Genomic DNA, 16,860 nt, shown 5'->3' with positions numbered 1-16,860 from the left:
AATTATTACAATATTTATATTACTATAATCACGAAAGACCACATCAGGGAATTGATGGAAAAAAGCCAATTGAAATGATAAATCCGTTACCGAAATAAGTGACTTTTACAGAAATGACAAGATCATGAATTAAACAAAAAACCTCTCGGAAATGAGAGGTTTTTTTATATCAGTTGCAAAAATTAAACTTTCTTTTTTATCGAAGTTTTTGGTTTGCGTTTTAATTTTTCGATAAGCGCATCGGCTTTTTCGTTTTCAGAAATAGAGCGTAAAGATTCTGCATAGCGGTAATAGTAAACGGGATCTAAATCTGTGGTTAGAGCGAAGAGTTCGCTGTACCATTCGGCTGCTTTTTCAAGTTCGCAATTCGAATACGATGAATTTCCTAATTTTTGAAACAAGTCTACAGATTTGTAGCCCTTTGCAGCAACTCTTTCGTAGGTCTTTATAACGTCGACATAAGCGTATTTTTCGCCGACTTTTTCGGTTCTATAATAAGTTTCATTTTGCGCCGTGGCACGAAATGAAAATACGATTAACAATACTAAAATTGCTAAATGTTTTTGCATAGGTTTAGTTTTGGTTGTGGTATTTAATCGTATTTTTTTAATTGTTTTTTGAAAATATTTTCAGCTCGATAAAAGCTTGATAAATCAATAAACGTCAATTTTTGTTTATTATTTTGCATTTAATGATGCTTTTATTATGCAAAGATATGTAAATCAGTAATATAAAGTGTTCTTAAACGATGTTTTTTTGATTTGGTCGATTATATTTAGTTTTTGTAAATAATTGATTTTGTTTGATTTATATGTTTTTTTTAAAGTGAAAAACGATTTTAAAATAGGTATTTTCATTTTTAAAAAAGAATATAATTTAACTTTATATCAGAAAGAACATTACGATGACAATACAGGATTATCTGGATAAAATAGAAAACTTGCAGCGCGAAAGGTCTAAGATTACATTTTCTGACAATGATGACCTTGAGCTTTATGTTCAAAAAATACAGCAAAATGCCGAATCCTTTTGTATGCTTGATGATGTATTGCAAAAAACTTCGGATAGGATTCTTTTAAATAACGAAGCGGTAAAATTGTTTGCGAATCGTTTAGGCTTGTTATTCTTAGAAGAAAAAGAATCAGGAAATGTATGTTTTGCCAATAGCGAAGAAGTGCGTCCAGAATATCGGCAAAATCTCAGATTGATAGATTTCTTAGATTATATTTATGCTTTTATGCATTCTATGGTATATAAAGAAACACAAACAATAATCATTTCATCTGAAAAAGATTTTTTTTGGAAGCTAGCAAAAATAGGCTCGGATTTAAGTAAGTAAAAAATATGAAATAAAAAAAAAGCAGCTCCTGGTACGAGCTGCTTTTCTAATTTTTAGGGCAAAAAATTAACGACGGAAAGAAGGACTCTGGTTTACAGATTGGTCTAACTTTACAGTCTTAACTTTTTTAGCAGCAACTTTAATTTCGTGTTTCGCCACTTTGTCGTTTGCTTTCAATTCAAGAACATAGGTTCCTGCAGGAAAACTTTCTAAACTAATAGTTTTTGAAACTTCCAATTTGTCTGCTGCAGCGTCTCCTGCATAAAGTAAATTGTGATTCCCGTCATAAATAGAGAAAGATGCATTTTCTACAGTGTCTAAAGTAAAGCTAACTACTTTTCCGTTTCCTGTTTTAATGTTTAAAATATAATCACCTTTTCCATCAATGGCATAGGTAAACACAGTCGCTAAAAAAAAGGCAGCAACTAAACCAGCTTTGGTAAATTTTGTCATGTTTTTTTTAAATTGTTAATTACTAAATGTGGAACGCGTAAAACTACAAATACAAATTTAATTTTTAGCAAAATATTGGCACTTTTCGATGTATAAGTTGCTGAATTGTAATTATTTCGGTATTTTGTTTAAACTATGTACGTAATTACTGGGTTTTCGGATTTGTTTTTAGAAAACATTTTTTAACACTTAAAAATCAAAGAGTTGAATTAATAAGAATAATTTTCAGAAATTTTCTGTTTCATCATCTCTTTTGATTCTTAAACAAAAAAAACAGCTCTGTAACTGTCAAGAGCTGTTTCTTATAATCGTAATTTTTAAAATTTTCTAACCTTAATTTATACCTTTTTGTAGTATAAAATTTTAGCGTGTAGCAACACTTGTATTTTTAGCAAAACCTGCTTTGTAAACAAAAGAAACTGCATTTCTAGATAAAGATGCGTTATCTCCTATTGTGATTTCGTATTTTGCTTTTTTTACACTGTCTTCTACTTCTAAATAATAAGTTCCTTCAGGAAATTCTTCTAGACTAAAAGTTCTTAAAATTCCATCTTTTCCAGATGCTGTTTCAGAATAGATTAAAGTCCCGTCTTTGTCATAAATAGCTAAATTGGCTTTCTGTACTTTGTTAAGTGCGAAAGTGATCAGTTTTCCATTAGCTTTTAATACATGAAGATTAAAATCTCCATTTCCATCAATTGCGTAAGTGCTTATTCCTGTGAAAAGCAACGCTGCTACTAAACTCAATTTTGCAATCTTTTTCATGGTACTTCGTTTTTAAATTAATAGTTCTAATTCTCTGATGCTAAATTACTTATGTAATACATGAAAAAGTGCAACTGTATTTTCCTATTTCTATGCTATATTCTCATTTACGAAACCGTTATAGGTTAAAACATGAATTATTTTTAACATTTTTGTTAATTCACTTATTATTTTTTAATGTTTTGCTTGGTTTTTAATTTACGTTGAGTTAAGGATTTCTTTACAAAAAAGTAATTGAGTTGTTCCACAGAGATTCACAGAGAAAAACACAAAAATTCGCAAAGATTTAAAAAATAAACTTTGCGAATCTCTGCGGAAAATTTTGTGAATCTCTGTGTAATGCTCTAGAAAGTATAAAACAAAAAAAACAGCTCAATAACCACAAAGAGCTGTTTTTAAAACTTTTGAAAGTTTTTAAACTTACTAACTATCTAACCTCACTTTTATACTTTATGAAAGCATAAACTTTTTAGCGTGCTGCCACGCTTGTATTTTTAGCAAAACCCGGTTTGTAAACTGAAGAAACTGCATTTTTAGATAAAATAGTAGCATCGTCAGTTATTGTGATTTCGTATTTTGCTTTCTTTGCATCGTTTTCGACTTCTAAGAAGTAAGTTCCTTCTGGAAATTCTTCTAAGCTAAAAGTTCTTAGAATTCCATCTTTACCTGAAGCGGTTTCAGAATAAATAAGAGATCCGTCTTTGTCATAAATAGCTAAGTAGGCTTTTTGTGTTTGGTTAAGACCAAACGTGATCATTTTCCCATTAGCTTTAATAACATGCAGATTAAAGTCTGCTGTTCCATCAATTGCATAAGTGCTTATTCCTGTGAAAAGCAATGCTGCTACTAAACTCAATCTAACAATCTTTTTCATGGTATTTAGTTTTTAAATTAATAGTTCTAATTCTCTGATGCTAAATTACTTTAGTTGTAAGTAAAAAAGCAATACTATATTCTCCAATTTCTATGCTATATTCTCATTTACGAAACCGTTATAGGTTAAAATTTGAATTATATTTATCGTTTTCGTTAATTCGGTTATTATTTTTCAATGTTTTTGGTGATTTTTAATTTACATTGAGATAACGATTTGTTTAAAAAATGTAGGAAATTGTGAAGACACTAAGGTTCTAAGATGCTGAGGTTCTAAGTTTTTATTTGTATTGTGTATTGTAGCGCAAAGGGAGCAGAGGTTTACGCAAAGTTCACAAAGGTTTTTTTGAGTAAATTTTATAAAACAAAAAGTTCGTAAGGCTTTATCCTAATATAGCTTTGCGAACTTTGTATCTATATGTATCATCTTTAATTAAAAAACTCTGCGAATCTCTGTGTTATAACTTACAAAAAATAAAGAGCAAAAAAAAAACAGCTCAGTAACCACAAAGAGCTGTTTTTAAAACTTTTGAAAGTTTTTAACTTACTAACTATCTAACCTCACTTTTTATACTGTATTAGAGTATAAAGTTTTAAGTGCCGTGAAGAATTGCACTTAACCTTAATATTTTCTTAGTTAACAGAAACCGTTCCTTTTGAAGACAAAACAGAACTATTAGCGTTAACAGTGATATCGTATTTTACTTTTTTGAAGCTGTCAGCAACCTCTAAAATATATTTTCCTTGAGGGAATTCTTCTAAACTGAAAGTTCTTAAGATTCCGTCTTTACCAGAAGCGTTCTCAGTATAGATTACATTACCATTTGTATCAGATATACTAATAACTGCTTTTTGTAATTGATTAATTCCAAAAGCAATTACCTTGCCATTTCCTTTTAATACATGAAGATTTAACGCTTCATTTCCATCAATTGCATAAGTACTCATTCCTGTTAGGAGTACTGCACATACTAAACTTAATTTCATAATCTTTTTCATATTCTATAGTATTAAATTTTTTTCGTTCATTTTTCTGAGGCAAAGTTATGGCAGCAGGTGTGGTATTTTAACATCTATATTTTCCAATTTATATGCTATATTCTCATTTACGAAACCGTTATATGTTAAAATTTGACTTTAATGTTGTGTTTTTGTTAATTTGATTGTTTTTATTCAAAGTTTTTTAAAAACTGAATACTTCTTAAAATTTCCATTTTTCTTACAATTTTTAATAAATTGGTATAAAATCGAGTTTTAAATAGGATAAATAGAAAAAAAGTCAGGAAAAAAAATAAGACCCTAAAAAAAAGCCGATTTTGATGTAAATTATTCAGTGTTAAGAACGTTATTTTAATGTAAAATTCGCATTTACGAAACCGTTATAGGTTAAAATTTAAATTATTTTAGGTGATTTTGTTAAATTTGCTATTATTTTTTAAAGAAATTATCATGAAGACAATTGCCCCAGCTCTTGAAGTGATAACTAACTCATACGGAAGTTCTTTTACCTACGCTAAACACGCCGAAAAGACCAATAGTAAAGCTCATTTATGGCACTATCATCCAGAAATTGAGTTGGTCTATATAAATGGTGGGGCAGGGAAAAGACAAATAGGAAGCCATGTTTCTTATTATACCAATGGTAGTTTACTTTTAATAGGAGCTAATTTGCCGCATTGCGGTTTTACAAATGAGCAGACTGGAAATACAACGGAAACCGTTATCCATATTAAACCTGAATTTTTAGGAAGCGACTTTTTTGTGGCTCCCGAAATGAGAAAGGTTCAGAATATACTAAAACAAGCTAAAGGTGGAATCGCTTTTGGTGGCGAAACGAAAAAGCGTATCGGAAAGAAAATTGAAATGATGGAAAATGAACCGCCATTTCAGAGATTAATGACGCTTTTGAGTGTTTTAGACGAATTGGAATCGGCTGAAGAATATACCATCTTAAACGCTGACGGATTTTCGATGGAATTGCAAACACAAGACAACGATCGTATGAATGTGGTTTTCAATTTTGTAAAAGATCATTTTCAGGAATCTATTTCTATAGATGAGGTTTCAAGTCTGGTAAGTATGACTACGCCATCTTTCTGCCGTTATTTCAAGAAGATTTCAAACAAAACGTTTACTGAGTTTGTAAATGAATATCGTTTAGTGCATGCATCTAAACTTTTGGCAGAACAGCCTATGAGCATTAATGAGGTTTGTTACGAAAGCGGTTTCAATAATTTCAGCCACTTTAGTAAATCGTTTAAACAATATACAGGTAAAAGCGCTTCGCAATACCGTCATGAGCATAAGATTATTATTAGTTGATTTTTTTGCCACGAATTACACGAATTGGCACGAATTAAATTTTATAATTTGTAAAAGAAATTCAAAAACCGATCAGTCAAAAGCTGATCGGTTTTTTTATTTTTCAGTTTTACGTACTACTTTACATTTTGCCAAGAGATTATTTAAATTAATTAGTGGAAATTTGTGTAATTCGTGGCATCCAAAACCAGTCGGATTTTTCATATATTTTATTCTGAAAAAAGTTATATTTACAAACCCTAATCAGAAAAAAAATATCAAAATGAAGAAATTTAAAATGCTATTGTCTGCATTTTTGCTTTGTCTTGCCACCATGACATATGCTGCAAAAGTAGACACACTTCAAGTTGCCAGCACCGCAATGGGTAAAACCTATAAAGCGGCGGTAGTCTTACCTAATTCTTATGCAAAAAGCAAATCGACTTTTCCGGTAATGTATCTTCTACATGGTGCATACGGACATTTTAGCGATTGGCTAAAAAATACACCAAACAAAAAACTGGTTCACAATCTAGCAGATCAATACAATATGATTATTGTAATGCCAGAAGGAGAAACGTTTAGTTTTTATATTGATAGTCCTGTAAATAAAGAAAGTCAGTTTGAAACTTTTATTACACAAGAAGTTATTCAGAAAATAGATAAAACATACCGAACTATTGCTAATAAAAACGGAAGAGTAATAACAGGACTTTCTATGGGGGGACATGGCGCTTTGTATTTGTCTGCTAGACACCCAGATTTGTTTTGTGCAGCTGGAAGTATGAGCGGTGCTGTAGATATGAGTACGATGCTTAATAGAGATTCTTCGGCGCAAATTGTAAAATTAATGCAGCCTGTTTTTGGTGATAAAAGCGGAAATACCGAATTGTACGAACAAAATTCTGTTTTAAGAATGGCGGATAAACTCAAATCGAACAAATTATCTTTAATAATAGATTGCGGAGTAGACGATTTTTTAATCGAGCCCAATAGAGAATTGCATAGAAGATTGGTTTATAATAAAGTGGATCACGATTATACAGAACGTCCAGGAGCTCATACTTGGGATTATTGGGAAAATTCACTTCCGTATCATGCATTATTTTTTAATAAAATACTAGCTAAAAATCAGGTGACTGCAAAAAAATAAAGTTTTTTTAGCTTAAAAATAAGTCGAATGTCTTTTTTTGGTTTGATTTTTGGAATACCTTTATAGTATAATACCTAAAAAACAAATTTATGAAAAAGATACTTACCTTATTTGCGGTTATTGGTTTAGTCGCATTTTCTAGCTGCGAAGGGCCAGAAGGGCCTCCTGGACCTCCGGGACAAGATGGGTTAATCGGCCAAGTTATTCAGAAAACGGTGAATTTTAACTCTCCTGATTATTCTGTATTAATTCCTTATGGTCTGCAGATTTATCCGTATGATGTTGTGTTGGTTTATCATAGATATGAAGTAAATAATGGGAATGCAGTTTGGAGATTACTTCCTCAAACATATTATATGAGTGATGGTGGTGCTTTGGATTTTAATTATGATTTTACAGTAAATGATGTAAGTATTTGGCTTGCAGCAGATTTTCCATTAAATACCTTGTCGGCTGATTGGACTCAAAATCAGGTGTTTAGAATTGTAATTGTTCCAGGAGAAAAACTTGCAGGAACAGCGAAGTCAGTTAATAAACCAGATTATTCAGATTATAATGCCGTTATAGCTAAATATAACATTGATGATAGTAATGTTAAGAAGTTAAACTAAAGTTTTAATACCCATAAAAAAAAAGGAAATCGTAAGATTTCCTTTTTTTTATGAATATATATGTTTTTAAACTAATTATTCTTCGCTTGAGGAATCATTTAAAACTTTTTCTGGTCCGAATTTAAGAGAAACTAGAATTCCTACTAGAAGAGATAAAGCAATAAATCCTAAAGAAGCCCATTCTGGAACGTGGAAGAAATCGTGTAAAAGCATTTTTAATCCAACGAAAGCTAAAATTGCAACTAAGCTGTATTCTAAATAACTGAATTTTGCCAGCATATTTGCTAAGAAGAAATACATAGAACGTAACCCTAGAATTGCAAAAATATTCGAACTAAATACTAAAAACGGATCTTTGGTAATAGCAAGAATTGCCGGAACACTGTCTAAAGCAAATAAAACGTCCATCACTTCGATAACAATTAAAGCTACAAATAATGGAGTAGCTGCTTTTTTTGCAGTTTTGGTCGAAATGAAAAATTTCTCACCATCTGTCTCTGCTGTAATCGGCATAACTTTGCCTAAAGCTTTATAGATAAAAGAATCTTTTGGATGAAAATCTTCTTCTTCTCCAGAAAAAAGCATTTTTATGGCTGTAAATATTAAGAAAACTCCAAACACATAAGTAGTCCAGGAGAATTTGTTAATTAGCATAACTCCGAAGAAAATCATTAATCCACGGAAAACAATAGCTCCAAGAATTCCCCAGAATAAAACACGGTGCTGGTATTTTTGCGGAATTTTGAATGAAGCAAAAATAATAGCGATAACAAAAATGTTATCGACACTCAGTGAAAGCTCGATCAAATAACCCGTAATAAATTTCATTGAAGCCACAGCTGGTTTCAAATTATCTGGATTGTCAATATAGTCTGTTGTGTAAAGCCAATAAATTACTCCCGAAAAGAGGAAAGATAAAGTAACCCAAACTAAGGTCCATTTGCTGGCTTCTTTTGTGCTAATAATATGGGGTGTTTTGTTAAAGACGCCTAAATCTAAAGCAAGAATAAAAACTACAGCAAGTAAAAAGAGTGACCAGACTATCATAATGATTTTTTTTAATGATTTACAAAGATAAGTTTTGATGTTTAACTTAAAAATTAAATTTAATCCTAAAATTAAGTAATATTTATTATTTGTAAAGTGTTAAGTATTATAAAGTTATGAGGTTATTTGAAATGTAAAAGGTGGTTTTAGGCAAGAAAAGATGAAATTTTTATTTAAAGTGAAGAGTAGAACTTTGTCAAAGTTTTAAACTTTGACAAAGTTGGTAGATAACTTTAATTTAAATCCGACAGGTTTTAAGAACCTATCGTGTTTAATGCAAAAAAAAGTGCCAACAATTACGATGGCACTTTTTAAAATATATTGTAAGCTTTGAATTAGATTGCTGAGTTAACAGTTTTGATAATTCTAGCAGCAATTTTGTAAGGGTCTCCGTTTGAAGCTGGTCTTCTGTCTTCCAACCATCCTTTCCAACCTTTTTGAACAGTCATTAAAGGAATTCTGATAGAACATCCTCTGTCTGAAACTCCATAAGAGAAATCATGGATAGAAGCAGTTTCGTGCTTACCAGTTAAACGTTGATCGTTGTAAGCTCCGTAAACTGCAATGTGCTCAGCAGTAACAGGACGGAAAGCCTCGCAGATTTTCTCGTAAACTTCTTGAGAACCACATGTTCTAAGAACAGTGTTAGAGAAGTTAGCGTGCATACCAGAACCATTCCAGTCAGTATCTCCTAGAGGTTTTGGGTGATATTCAATATAGTAACCATATTTCTCAGTTAAACGGTCTAATAGGTAACGAGCAACCCAGATTTCGTCTCCAGCTTTTTTAGCTCCTTTAGCGAATAATTGGAATTCCCATTGTCCGCAAGCAACCTCTTGGTTGATTCCTTCAAAGTTGATTCCAGCAGCGATACACAAATCAGCATGCTCTTCAACTAATTTTCTACCGTGTGTATTTTTTCCACCTACAGAACAGTAGTACATCCCTTGTGGAGCAGGGTATCCTCCAACTGGGAAACCAAGTGGAAGTTGTGTTTTAGTATCCATGATGAAATACTCTTGTTCGAATCCAAACCAAAAATCATCATTATCATCATCAATTGTAGCTCTACCGTTAGAAGGGTGTGGTGTTCCGTCAGCATACATAACTTCGCACATTACTAACCATCCGTTGATACGAGTTGGATCTGGATAGATTGCAACTGGAACTAATAAACAGTCAGAAGAACCTCCTTCGGCTTGTCTTGTAGATGATCCATCAAATGACCAGTTTCCAAGCTCCTCTAATGTTCCTTTGAAGTTTTCGTGTTCTTCAACTTTAGTTTTACTTCTAAGATTTTGAGTTGGTTCATATCCATCTAACCAAATGTACTCTAACTTAATTTTAGCCATAATAATATAAATTAATTTTTTTGTTTTTTTTCGTTGGGTCAAATATAGATTTATTTTTTTAGTCCCAAAAATTAGGGGGCTATTTTGTTTAGCGAAGTATAATTTTTTGGATAAGCGCAATTTTGGGAGGGGTATATTTTAAAAAAAGCAATTTTAATTACCTTAAAAAAATAAATTCGTAATAATTACGGTTCATTTTTGAATTTATGGGTTAAGAAATTATAAAAAAATGTTTATTTAATCAATAATACCGTACAGTTTTGTTATATTTCTGTGATTTGAATTCATTATTCTTCGAAAAAAGCATTTTATGTTGAAAAATCATTGACTAAAAATCTAAAATTTATATTCTGAACAGGTACTTTAATTGTTTATATTTGCTGATCATTTTTTAATGAAAATTAGTACGAATTTAAAATATACATAACCATGTCAACATTACGTTTTCAAGCTTTACAACAAGCTTCTAATAGAAAGCCAGTACATTTTGAAGAAATTGGCCGAAAATCAAATCTTTTTGGTGCAAATGTGTTTAATGAAAAGGCGATGAAGCAATATTTAACTTCAGATGCATTTAAAGGAGTAAGAGATGCTATCCAGCACGGAACTAAAATCGACAGAAAATTAGCAGACTATATTGCCATGGGAATGAAAGAGTGGGCTCTTTCTAAAGGTGTAACACATTATACGCACTGGTTTCAGCCACTTACAGGAACTACTGCAGAGAAACACGATGCTTTTTTTGAAACCTCTTACGACGGAAGCGAATCTGTAGAAAAATTTGGAGGAGCACAGTTAGTGCAGCAAGAACCAGATGCATCTAGTTTCCCGAATGGCGGAATCAGAAATACTTTTGAGGCAAGAGGTTATACAGCTTGGGATCCGACTTCTCCAGCTTTTATATATGGTACAACTTTATGTATACCAACAGTATTTATTGCTTACACAGGTGAAGCTTTAGATAATAAAATACCTTTATTAAGAGCTTTATCAGCAATTGACGAAGCGGCGACAGAAGTTTGTAAATATTTTGACAAAAACGTAAAAAAGGTAACAGCAACTTTAGGCTGGGAGCAGGAATATTTCTTGATTGATAAAGCTTTGGCAAATTCTCGTCCTGACTTAATGATGACAGGAAGAACTTTATTAGGTCATACTTCTGCAAAAGGGCAGCAATTAGATGATCACTATTTCGGATCTATTCCAACTCGAGCTCTTACTTATATGAGAGATTTAGAGCAGGAATGTATGTTATTGGGTATTCCGGTAAAAACACGTCATAATGAGGTTGCTCCAAATCAGTTTGAGTTAGCGCCGATTTTTGAGGAAACTAATTTAGCGGTCGATCACAACTCTTTATTAATGGATGTAATGCAGAAAGTCGCAGAACGTCATGACTTTAAAGTATTATTTCACGAAAAGCCTTTTAAAGGAGTAAACGGTTCTGGAAAACACAATAACTGGTCGTTGGCTACAGATACTGGAGTTAATTTATTAAGTCCGAGCAAAACGCCAATGAGCAATTTACAGTTTTTGACTTTCTTTATTAATACAATCAAAGCGGTTAATGATAACGAAACTTTATTAAGAGCTTCTATTGCAACAGCAAGTAACGATCATAGGTTAGGGGCAAATGAAGCGCCACCAGCAATTATGTCTGTATTTATTGGGGCGCAATTGACAAAAGTTTTATCTGAATTAGAAAGCGTAACAACAGGAAAACTTTCGCCAGAAGAAAAAACAGATTTGAAATTGAACGTGGTGGGTAAAATTCCAGACGTATTATTAGATAATACAGATCGTAACAGAACTTCGCCTTTTGCTTTTACAGGAAACAAATTTGAGTTTAGAGCTGTAGGTTCAAATTCAAACTGTTCAAATGCAATGACAACTTTGAATGCAATTGTAGCAAAACAGTTAATTGACTTTAAAAATGAAGTAGAGAACTTGATTGAAAATAAAGACATGAAAAAAGACGATGCGATCTTTAATGTCTTAAGAGAGTACATCAAACAATCTAAAAAGATTCTTTTTGAAGGAGACGGTTATAGTGAAGCTTGGGAAAAAGAAGCGGCTAAAAGAGGATTGAGCAACTTTAAAACTACTCCAGAAGCTATTAAAGCTAAGGTTTCTAAACAAGCTTTAGAATTATTTGAACAATTAGGAATCTTTAATCACGTAGAAGCCGAGGCTCGTTATGAAATCGAATTGGAAGAATACACTAAAAAAATCCAAATTGAAGGTCGTGTTTTAGGAGATATTGCTAGAAACCATGTAATTCCAACAGCAATTCGTTATCAGAATACATTAATTGACAATGTAAAAGGATTAAAAGAAATTTTCGGAAAAGATTTTGAAGCATTGGCTAAAGAGCAGATTGTTTTGATTAGAGAAATCTCAGGTCATATTGAAGGAATCAATTCTAAAGTATTGGCAATGACCAATGAAAGAAAGAAAGCCAATCAATTGACAGATGCTCAAAAAATGGCTGAAGCATATTGCAATAACGTAAAACCTTATTTTGAAGATATCCGTAATCATTGCGATAAATTAGAACTATTGGTAGATGATGAAAGTTGGACATTGACCAAATACAGAGAATTATTGTTTACGAAATAATGCTAACGTAACAATTTGTTAAAGCCTGTCTCAATAAGACAGGCTTTTTTTTGAGATTATACTAAAAAAATGGTTTAAGAAGGGCTTTTTTGCTAGTTATACCACTCGAAATGTAAAGAAATTGTATTAAGTATCTTTTTTCCTATAAAAATTTTAAAGCATTTTGGCAGTTCATCGAGATAGTTTTACAGTTCATCGAAAAGAGGTTAATATGTTGTAAAATAGGTATTTATACGTGAACCTCTTTTGCAGAAAGTTTTCTAATTTTGGTCATGAAGTTGAGAAAATAGGATTAAAAAACTATTTCAAATGATGTTCTGAAGCCCCCTCCCGTTTCCCCCAAATTGTCAACCTGCAAGTACCTACATAATAATTTGTATTAATAACCAATTAAATATATTTATTATGAAAAAAGTAATTTTAAGCATCTCAGCGATGCTGTTTGTAGGGTTTGCTGCCGTAGCGCAGAATAATAGTAGTGATGTGTTTCAAATAGGGACAGCGCAAGGATCATCTGTTGTTCAAGATGGTCAAGATAACGGAGCAACTGTTAGACAAGGGGTTCTTCCTGGACAAAGTACAGCATCTCATGATAATGCTGCGACCATTTCTCAAAAAGGAAAGCGTAACCAAGCTTTTACTTCTCAAAGCAACTTACAAAATGATGCTTATCAAACACAGGTTGGAAATGATAACAAAGCAACAATTTGGCAAGATCAATTAGTGCCAAATGTAAGTTTTGGTTATGATTTAGCTGTTCAATCACAAAAAGGAAAAAATAACACTGCTACTATAGATCAAGGTACAACAGGAAATAATCCTTTACCATCTACACCAGTATTTCATGCTGATCAAGTAGCGATAATAGCTGCAGTTCCTGTACCTGTTACTAATCATGGATCAAATGAAGCTTATCAAACACAAACAGGAGATTATGGAATAGCTTATGCTAGTCAAGGAGGTAGTGATAATGTATCAACTCAAACTCAAAAGGGTATAGGAGCAGGAGCTGGTACAGAAAATGTTTCAAACCATTATCAATATGGAAAAAACAACTATGCTAATTCTGATCAAGCGGGTAAAGATTTAACTACTAATACCGCACAAGTTGGTGAGTGGAATAAATCTTGGGTTACTCAAACTGGAGCTTCTCATACAAGTTTACTAGTTCAAAGTGGAAATAGTAATGTTTCTGTAGTAAACCAATCTAACTAGTTTTCACAGCATATTAAAATGAGGTAGTTGCAGAAGGTAACTATCTCATTTTTTAATCTTAAACTAAGCAGAATGAAAATGCTCATTATAAATATAGTATTGTTTTTCCTTTTTTCTCATGTGTTTTATGCACAGGAGAAAGAAGATAATTCAGATTTTAAGCCTTATAGTTCTTCAGTTTTTAATTCAAAAGAAAAAGCTTTAAGTATTGTTTCAAATATGAATAAAAAAGAACAGGAAGACTTGAATTTAAGAATTCAGTCGGGCGTCCAAATACAGCAAATAGGAGATTTAAATAAGGTTTTAGCAAATCTAAAGTCAAATGACACAAAAGTTGCTGTTGACCAAAGAGGAGACAGAAATGAATTGTTATTAGATAAAAATGCTAAAACAATTACCCAAAGTGTTGTTCAGCAAGGAGACAATAACAAGATCTCTGATTTTACATTACGAACTAATTATAGTGTAAATATGGAAATGACCCAAAAAGGAGATAATCAAAGCATTCAAAACATTGGCACCAATTCATTGTCTAAAAACATGAAAATTACACAGACAGGAAATGGCGCTTCAATAATTCTTATAAATAAATAAAAAACATGCGTTTTATAAACAGATATATCGTACTCTTTTTACTGTTTTTTTCATTTATAATGTTAGGACAAGTTCCGCAGGATAAATTAAAAGCAAAAATTGAAGTAGAGAAAGTTGAAAACAGTGTAAAAATCACTGGTACTGCAGAAAACCTAACAGATGTTATTCGCAGTGCAGGCTATCGCTTGTCTGTTATAAAAAATAATGATAAAAGTAATAATCAATCTAATAATGAACAAGTTGGCGTTTTTACCTTACAGCCCAACGAGATTCAGAAATTATCTACTTCTCAGATTAATTTGACCGCAGAAGATGAAGTAATTGTTTTGCTATTGTTTTATGATGAAGACAAACAAATTGTGGCAAAAGACCGTGTGGTATTAGGTGAAGAAAAAAAAAAGATAATGTAATAGTCCTTCCCACTGATGGATTTGTTTTAAGGGGTATCATTACCGATGATACTAAAACAAAAGCAGGAAAAGATTTTTACGATAGATATTATTACAAATACAATGAAATAGGGATAAACGCCGAAAAAATAGTGACAATAGGTGAAGAATATAGTTTTGCCAGAAATACAGCAATATCTATAACTATAGATAATGAGGTTATTTATAATTTTTTAATTAGGCCAGACGACGAATTTTTAGATGCGGTTGCAGAAGAAGCTGTAAACGCAACCTTTACTTACTTGAAAGAAAAAGAAAAAGAACGCAAATATTTCACTCAGTATTAATTTTATTATTAGCACCATGAAATTTATTTTAACCTTCGCAGTAATACTCTGCATTTCTCCGTTTATAAATGCACAAGCATTGGTTTATAAACCGGTCAATCCGGCTTTTGGAGGAGATACTTTTAATTATCAATGGCTTCTAAGCAGTGCCGAAGCGCAGAATAAGCAAAAGGATAAAACAGCAGAAACTAAACCACAAACTGATTTAGAGCGATTTAAAGCCAATTTAAATTCGCAATTATTAAGTCAGATTTCCAGCCAACTTTACAAACAACAATTTGGTACAGATGGTATCAAAGAGGGCTCCTATACTTTTGGGAGTTATTCGGTTGATGTATTTCCTTCATCAGAAGGTTTGACACTTAATATTCTAGATACCAATACAGGAGAGCAAACACAAGTAATCATCCCAAATCAATAACATGCGATTACATTTCTACCTATTTATTTTAGTTGGATTTCTTTTTACTGGCTGCGGCGCTTACTATAATCAACCCACTGGAGTTCAAAAAGCTGTTTTGGGAGAAGGAACGCCTGCTACATCATTATTAAAAGATCTGCCAAAACCTAAGGAGCAAGTTGTGGTTGGTGTCTATAAGTTTAGAGACCAGACCGGACAATATAAACCTCAGGAAAACGGAAGCAGTTTTAGTACAGCTGTGACCCAGGGAGCGACTTCTATTTTGATAAAGGCATTAGAAGATTCTAAATGGTTTGTTCCCATTGAACGTGAAAATATTGGAAACTTATTGCAGGAACGAAATCTTATTCGTGCAACAAGACAGGAATATGTAAAAAGCACTAATCCAAACGAACCTCAATTGACTCCACTTTTATATGCAGGAGTTTTATTAGAAGGAGGAATTGTTTCCTATGATTCTAATATTATTACTGGCGGATTTGGTGCAAGATATTTTGGCGCTGGAGCATCTGTAAAATATCGCCAGGATCGTGTAACGATTTATCTCAGAATGATTTCGACTTCAAACGGAAAAATTTTAAAATCGGTTTATATTTCAAAAACGATCTTGTCTCAGGCAATCGATGAGAGTCTTTTTAGATATGTCAATTTTAAAAGACTTTTGGAAGTAGAAACAGGTTACACCACTAACGAACCTGTGCACATGGCTGTTACAGAAGCTATAGAAAAAGCCGTTGAATCTTTAGTGTTAGAAGGGATAAAAGATAATATTTGGGAAGCCGATGCACCAAAATGGGAAGTTGATAATTTATTGAAAGCTTATGCTGAAGAAACAAAAACTGCTGATGTAACTGGTTTATATGATCGAGTGCTTGAAAACAGAAGAAGTAAATTTGGCATTGAACTTTCAGGGGGTACTACTTTAATGGATGGAGATTATCAAGATCCGCTATTAAGACCTTTTGGACGTGGAGCCTTAAAGTGGATGCTTACTCCAAGCTTTACCGTAAGTGCTTCTACGAACGTTGTAAACCTTGCTAATAAAAATTTGCTTGATGTTGGCTACATTACCTATGATCTTAATATGGAATGGATCATTCTTCCAAAAGACCGTCTTACTCCATATTTATATATTGGAGGAGGGTATGGTATGAATAGGAAATTTGAAAATACGTATGGAAAAATTCAATATGGTGCGGGCTTAGAATATATGGCATCAGACCAAATCGGAATAAAATTGTTTGCAGAACAGAATATCAATTTCAGTGACAATCTTGATTATATCGTAGCAGGAACTCGTGATGATTACTATTATAAATTCGGGTTAGGACTAACGTTTTACTTTGGTAAAAAGAAAAAGTAACAAGTTAGAAATTTCGAA

The 16,860-nt window shown here is 32.3% G+C and carries 18 protein-coding genes; 11 read left to right on the top strand and 7 right to left on the bottom strand.

What is annotated here, in order from left to right:
• Positions 1-182 precede the first annotated feature (182 nt).
• A complete protein-coding gene (locus AC5ZCW_RS17000; RefSeq protein ID WP_496120937.1) occupies positions 183-569 on the bottom strand; it encodes a tetratricopeptide repeat protein in 387 nt (128 codons plus the stop codon).
• Between the two features lie 335 nt (positions 570-904).
• Here AC5ZCW_RS17000 and AC5ZCW_RS16995 point away from each other — a divergent pair, with 335 nt between their 5' ends.
• Positions 905-1,339, top strand: coding sequence for a hypothetical protein (locus tag AC5ZCW_RS16995; RefSeq protein WP_496120936.1), 435 nt, complete (start codon positions 905-907; stop codon positions 1,337-1,339).
• Between the two features lie 66 nt (positions 1,340-1,405).
• On the opposite strand, the gene AC5ZCW_RS16990 is transcribed toward AC5ZCW_RS16995, so the two are convergent.
• The 4 genes from AC5ZCW_RS16990 to AC5ZCW_RS16975 form a co-directional block, all read right to left on the bottom strand.
• A complete protein-coding gene (locus tag AC5ZCW_RS16990) occupies positions 1,406-1,792 on the bottom strand; it encodes a secretion protein (protein WP_496120935.1) in 387 nt (128 codons plus the stop codon).
• 363 nt (positions 1,793-2,155) lie between these two features.
• Positions 2,156-2,557 (bottom strand): T9SS type A sorting domain-containing protein, encoded by a 402-nt coding sequence (locus AC5ZCW_RS16985; protein WP_496120934.1) that lies wholly within the window; start codon positions 2,555-2,557, stop codon positions 2,156-2,158.
• Positions 2,558-3,026: 469 nt separating this feature from the next.
• A complete protein-coding gene (locus tag AC5ZCW_RS16980; RefSeq protein ID WP_281631869.1) occupies positions 3,027-3,431 on the bottom strand; it encodes a T9SS type A sorting domain-containing protein in 405 nt (134 codons plus the stop codon).
• A 632-nt stretch (positions 3,432-4,063) separates the two neighbouring features.
• Positions 4,064-4,429, bottom strand: coding sequence for a T9SS type A sorting domain-containing protein (locus AC5ZCW_RS16975; RefSeq protein WP_343542232.1), 366 nt, complete (start codon positions 4,427-4,429; stop codon positions 4,064-4,066).
• Between the two features lie 450 nt (positions 4,430-4,879).
• On the opposite strand from AC5ZCW_RS16975, the gene AC5ZCW_RS16970 reads away from it, so the two are divergent.
• The 3 genes from AC5ZCW_RS16970 (at position 4,880) to AC5ZCW_RS16960 (ending at position 7,495) form a co-directional block, all read left to right on the top strand.
• The gene (locus tag AC5ZCW_RS16970) at positions 4,880-5,752 is read left to right on the top strand and encodes an AraC family transcriptional regulator (protein ID WP_177210325.1); all 873 of its coding nucleotides are present in this window, start codon (positions 4,880-4,882) and stop codon (positions 5,750-5,752) included.
• Positions 5,753-6,014: 262 nt separating this feature from the next.
• Positions 6,015-6,884, top strand: a complete 870-nt coding sequence (locus tag AC5ZCW_RS16965; protein ID WP_496120933.1) for an alpha/beta hydrolase — start codon at positions 6,015-6,017, stop codon at positions 6,882-6,884.
• A gap of 89 nt (positions 6,885-6,973) precedes the next feature.
• Positions 6,974-7,495 carry a hypothetical protein gene (locus tag AC5ZCW_RS16960; protein ID WP_496120932.1) on the top strand — a complete coding sequence of 174 codons (522 nt, stop codon included), beginning with the start codon at positions 6,974-6,976 and terminating at the stop codon, positions 7,493-7,495.
• Positions 7,496-7,570: 75 nt separating this feature from the next.
• Here AC5ZCW_RS16960 and AC5ZCW_RS16955 read toward each other — a convergent pair whose 3' ends face one another.
• The gene (locus AC5ZCW_RS16955) at positions 7,571-8,542 is read right to left on the bottom strand and encodes a TerC family protein (RefSeq protein ID WP_496120931.1); all 972 of its coding nucleotides are present in this window, start codon (positions 8,540-8,542) and stop codon (positions 7,571-7,573) included.
• A 335-nt stretch (positions 8,543-8,877) separates the two neighbouring features.
• Positions 8,878-9,894, bottom strand: a complete 1,017-nt coding sequence (locus tag AC5ZCW_RS16950; protein ID WP_177210321.1) for a glutamine synthetase beta-grasp domain-containing protein — start codon at positions 9,892-9,894, stop codon at positions 8,878-8,880.
• Positions 9,895-10,323: 429 nt separating this feature from the next.
• On the opposite strand from AC5ZCW_RS16950, the gene AC5ZCW_RS16945 reads away from it, so the two are divergent.
• The 7 genes from AC5ZCW_RS16945 to AC5ZCW_RS16915 all read left to right on the top strand — a co-directional run bounded on the left by AC5ZCW_RS16945 (position 10,324) and on the right by AC5ZCW_RS16915 (position 16,842).
• Complete coding sequence (locus AC5ZCW_RS16945) at positions 10,324-12,513, top strand: glutamine synthetase III family protein (protein WP_496120930.1); 2,190 nt, start codon at positions 10,324-10,326, stop codon at positions 12,511-12,513.
• A 405-nt stretch (positions 12,514-12,918) separates the two neighbouring features.
• Positions 12,919-13,728, top strand: a complete 810-nt coding sequence (locus AC5ZCW_RS16940; protein WP_496120929.1) for a hypothetical protein — start codon at positions 12,919-12,921, stop codon at positions 13,726-13,728.
• Positions 13,729-13,800: 72 nt separating this feature from the next.
• On the top strand, positions 13,801-14,322 hold the full coding sequence (locus AC5ZCW_RS16935) for a hypothetical protein (protein ID WP_496120928.1): 522 nt from the start codon (positions 13,801-13,803) through the stop codon (positions 14,320-14,322).
• 5 nt (positions 14,323-14,327) lie between these two features.
• Positions 14,328-14,732 (top strand): hypothetical protein, encoded by a 405-nt coding sequence (locus tag AC5ZCW_RS16930; RefSeq protein WP_496120927.1) that lies wholly within the window; start codon positions 14,328-14,330, stop codon positions 14,730-14,732.
• The gene (locus AC5ZCW_RS16925; RefSeq protein ID WP_496120940.1) at positions 14,732-15,058 is read left to right on the top strand and encodes a CsgE family curli-type amyloid fiber assembly protein; all 327 of its coding nucleotides are present in this window, start codon (positions 14,732-14,734) and stop codon (positions 15,056-15,058) included. Before AC5ZCW_RS16930 ends, AC5ZCW_RS16925 begins: the two co-directional genes overlap by 1 nt.
• 16 nt (positions 15,059-15,074) lie before the next feature.
• Positions 15,075-15,479, top strand: coding sequence for a curli production assembly/transport component CsgF (locus AC5ZCW_RS16920; protein ID WP_496120926.1), 405 nt, complete (start codon positions 15,075-15,077; stop codon positions 15,477-15,479).
• A 1-nt stretch (position 15,480) separates the two neighbouring features.
• Positions 15,481-16,842 carry a CsgG/HfaB family protein gene (locus tag AC5ZCW_RS16915; protein ID WP_496120925.1) on the top strand — a complete coding sequence of 454 codons (1,362 nt, stop codon included), beginning with the start codon at positions 15,481-15,483 and terminating at the stop codon, positions 16,840-16,842.
• Positions 16,843-16,860 lie beyond the last annotated feature (18 nt).

This window comes from Flavobacterium sp. PLA-DH12 (assembly GCF_059511845.1).
This window is presented reverse-complemented; position numbering and strand designations above follow the sequence as displayed.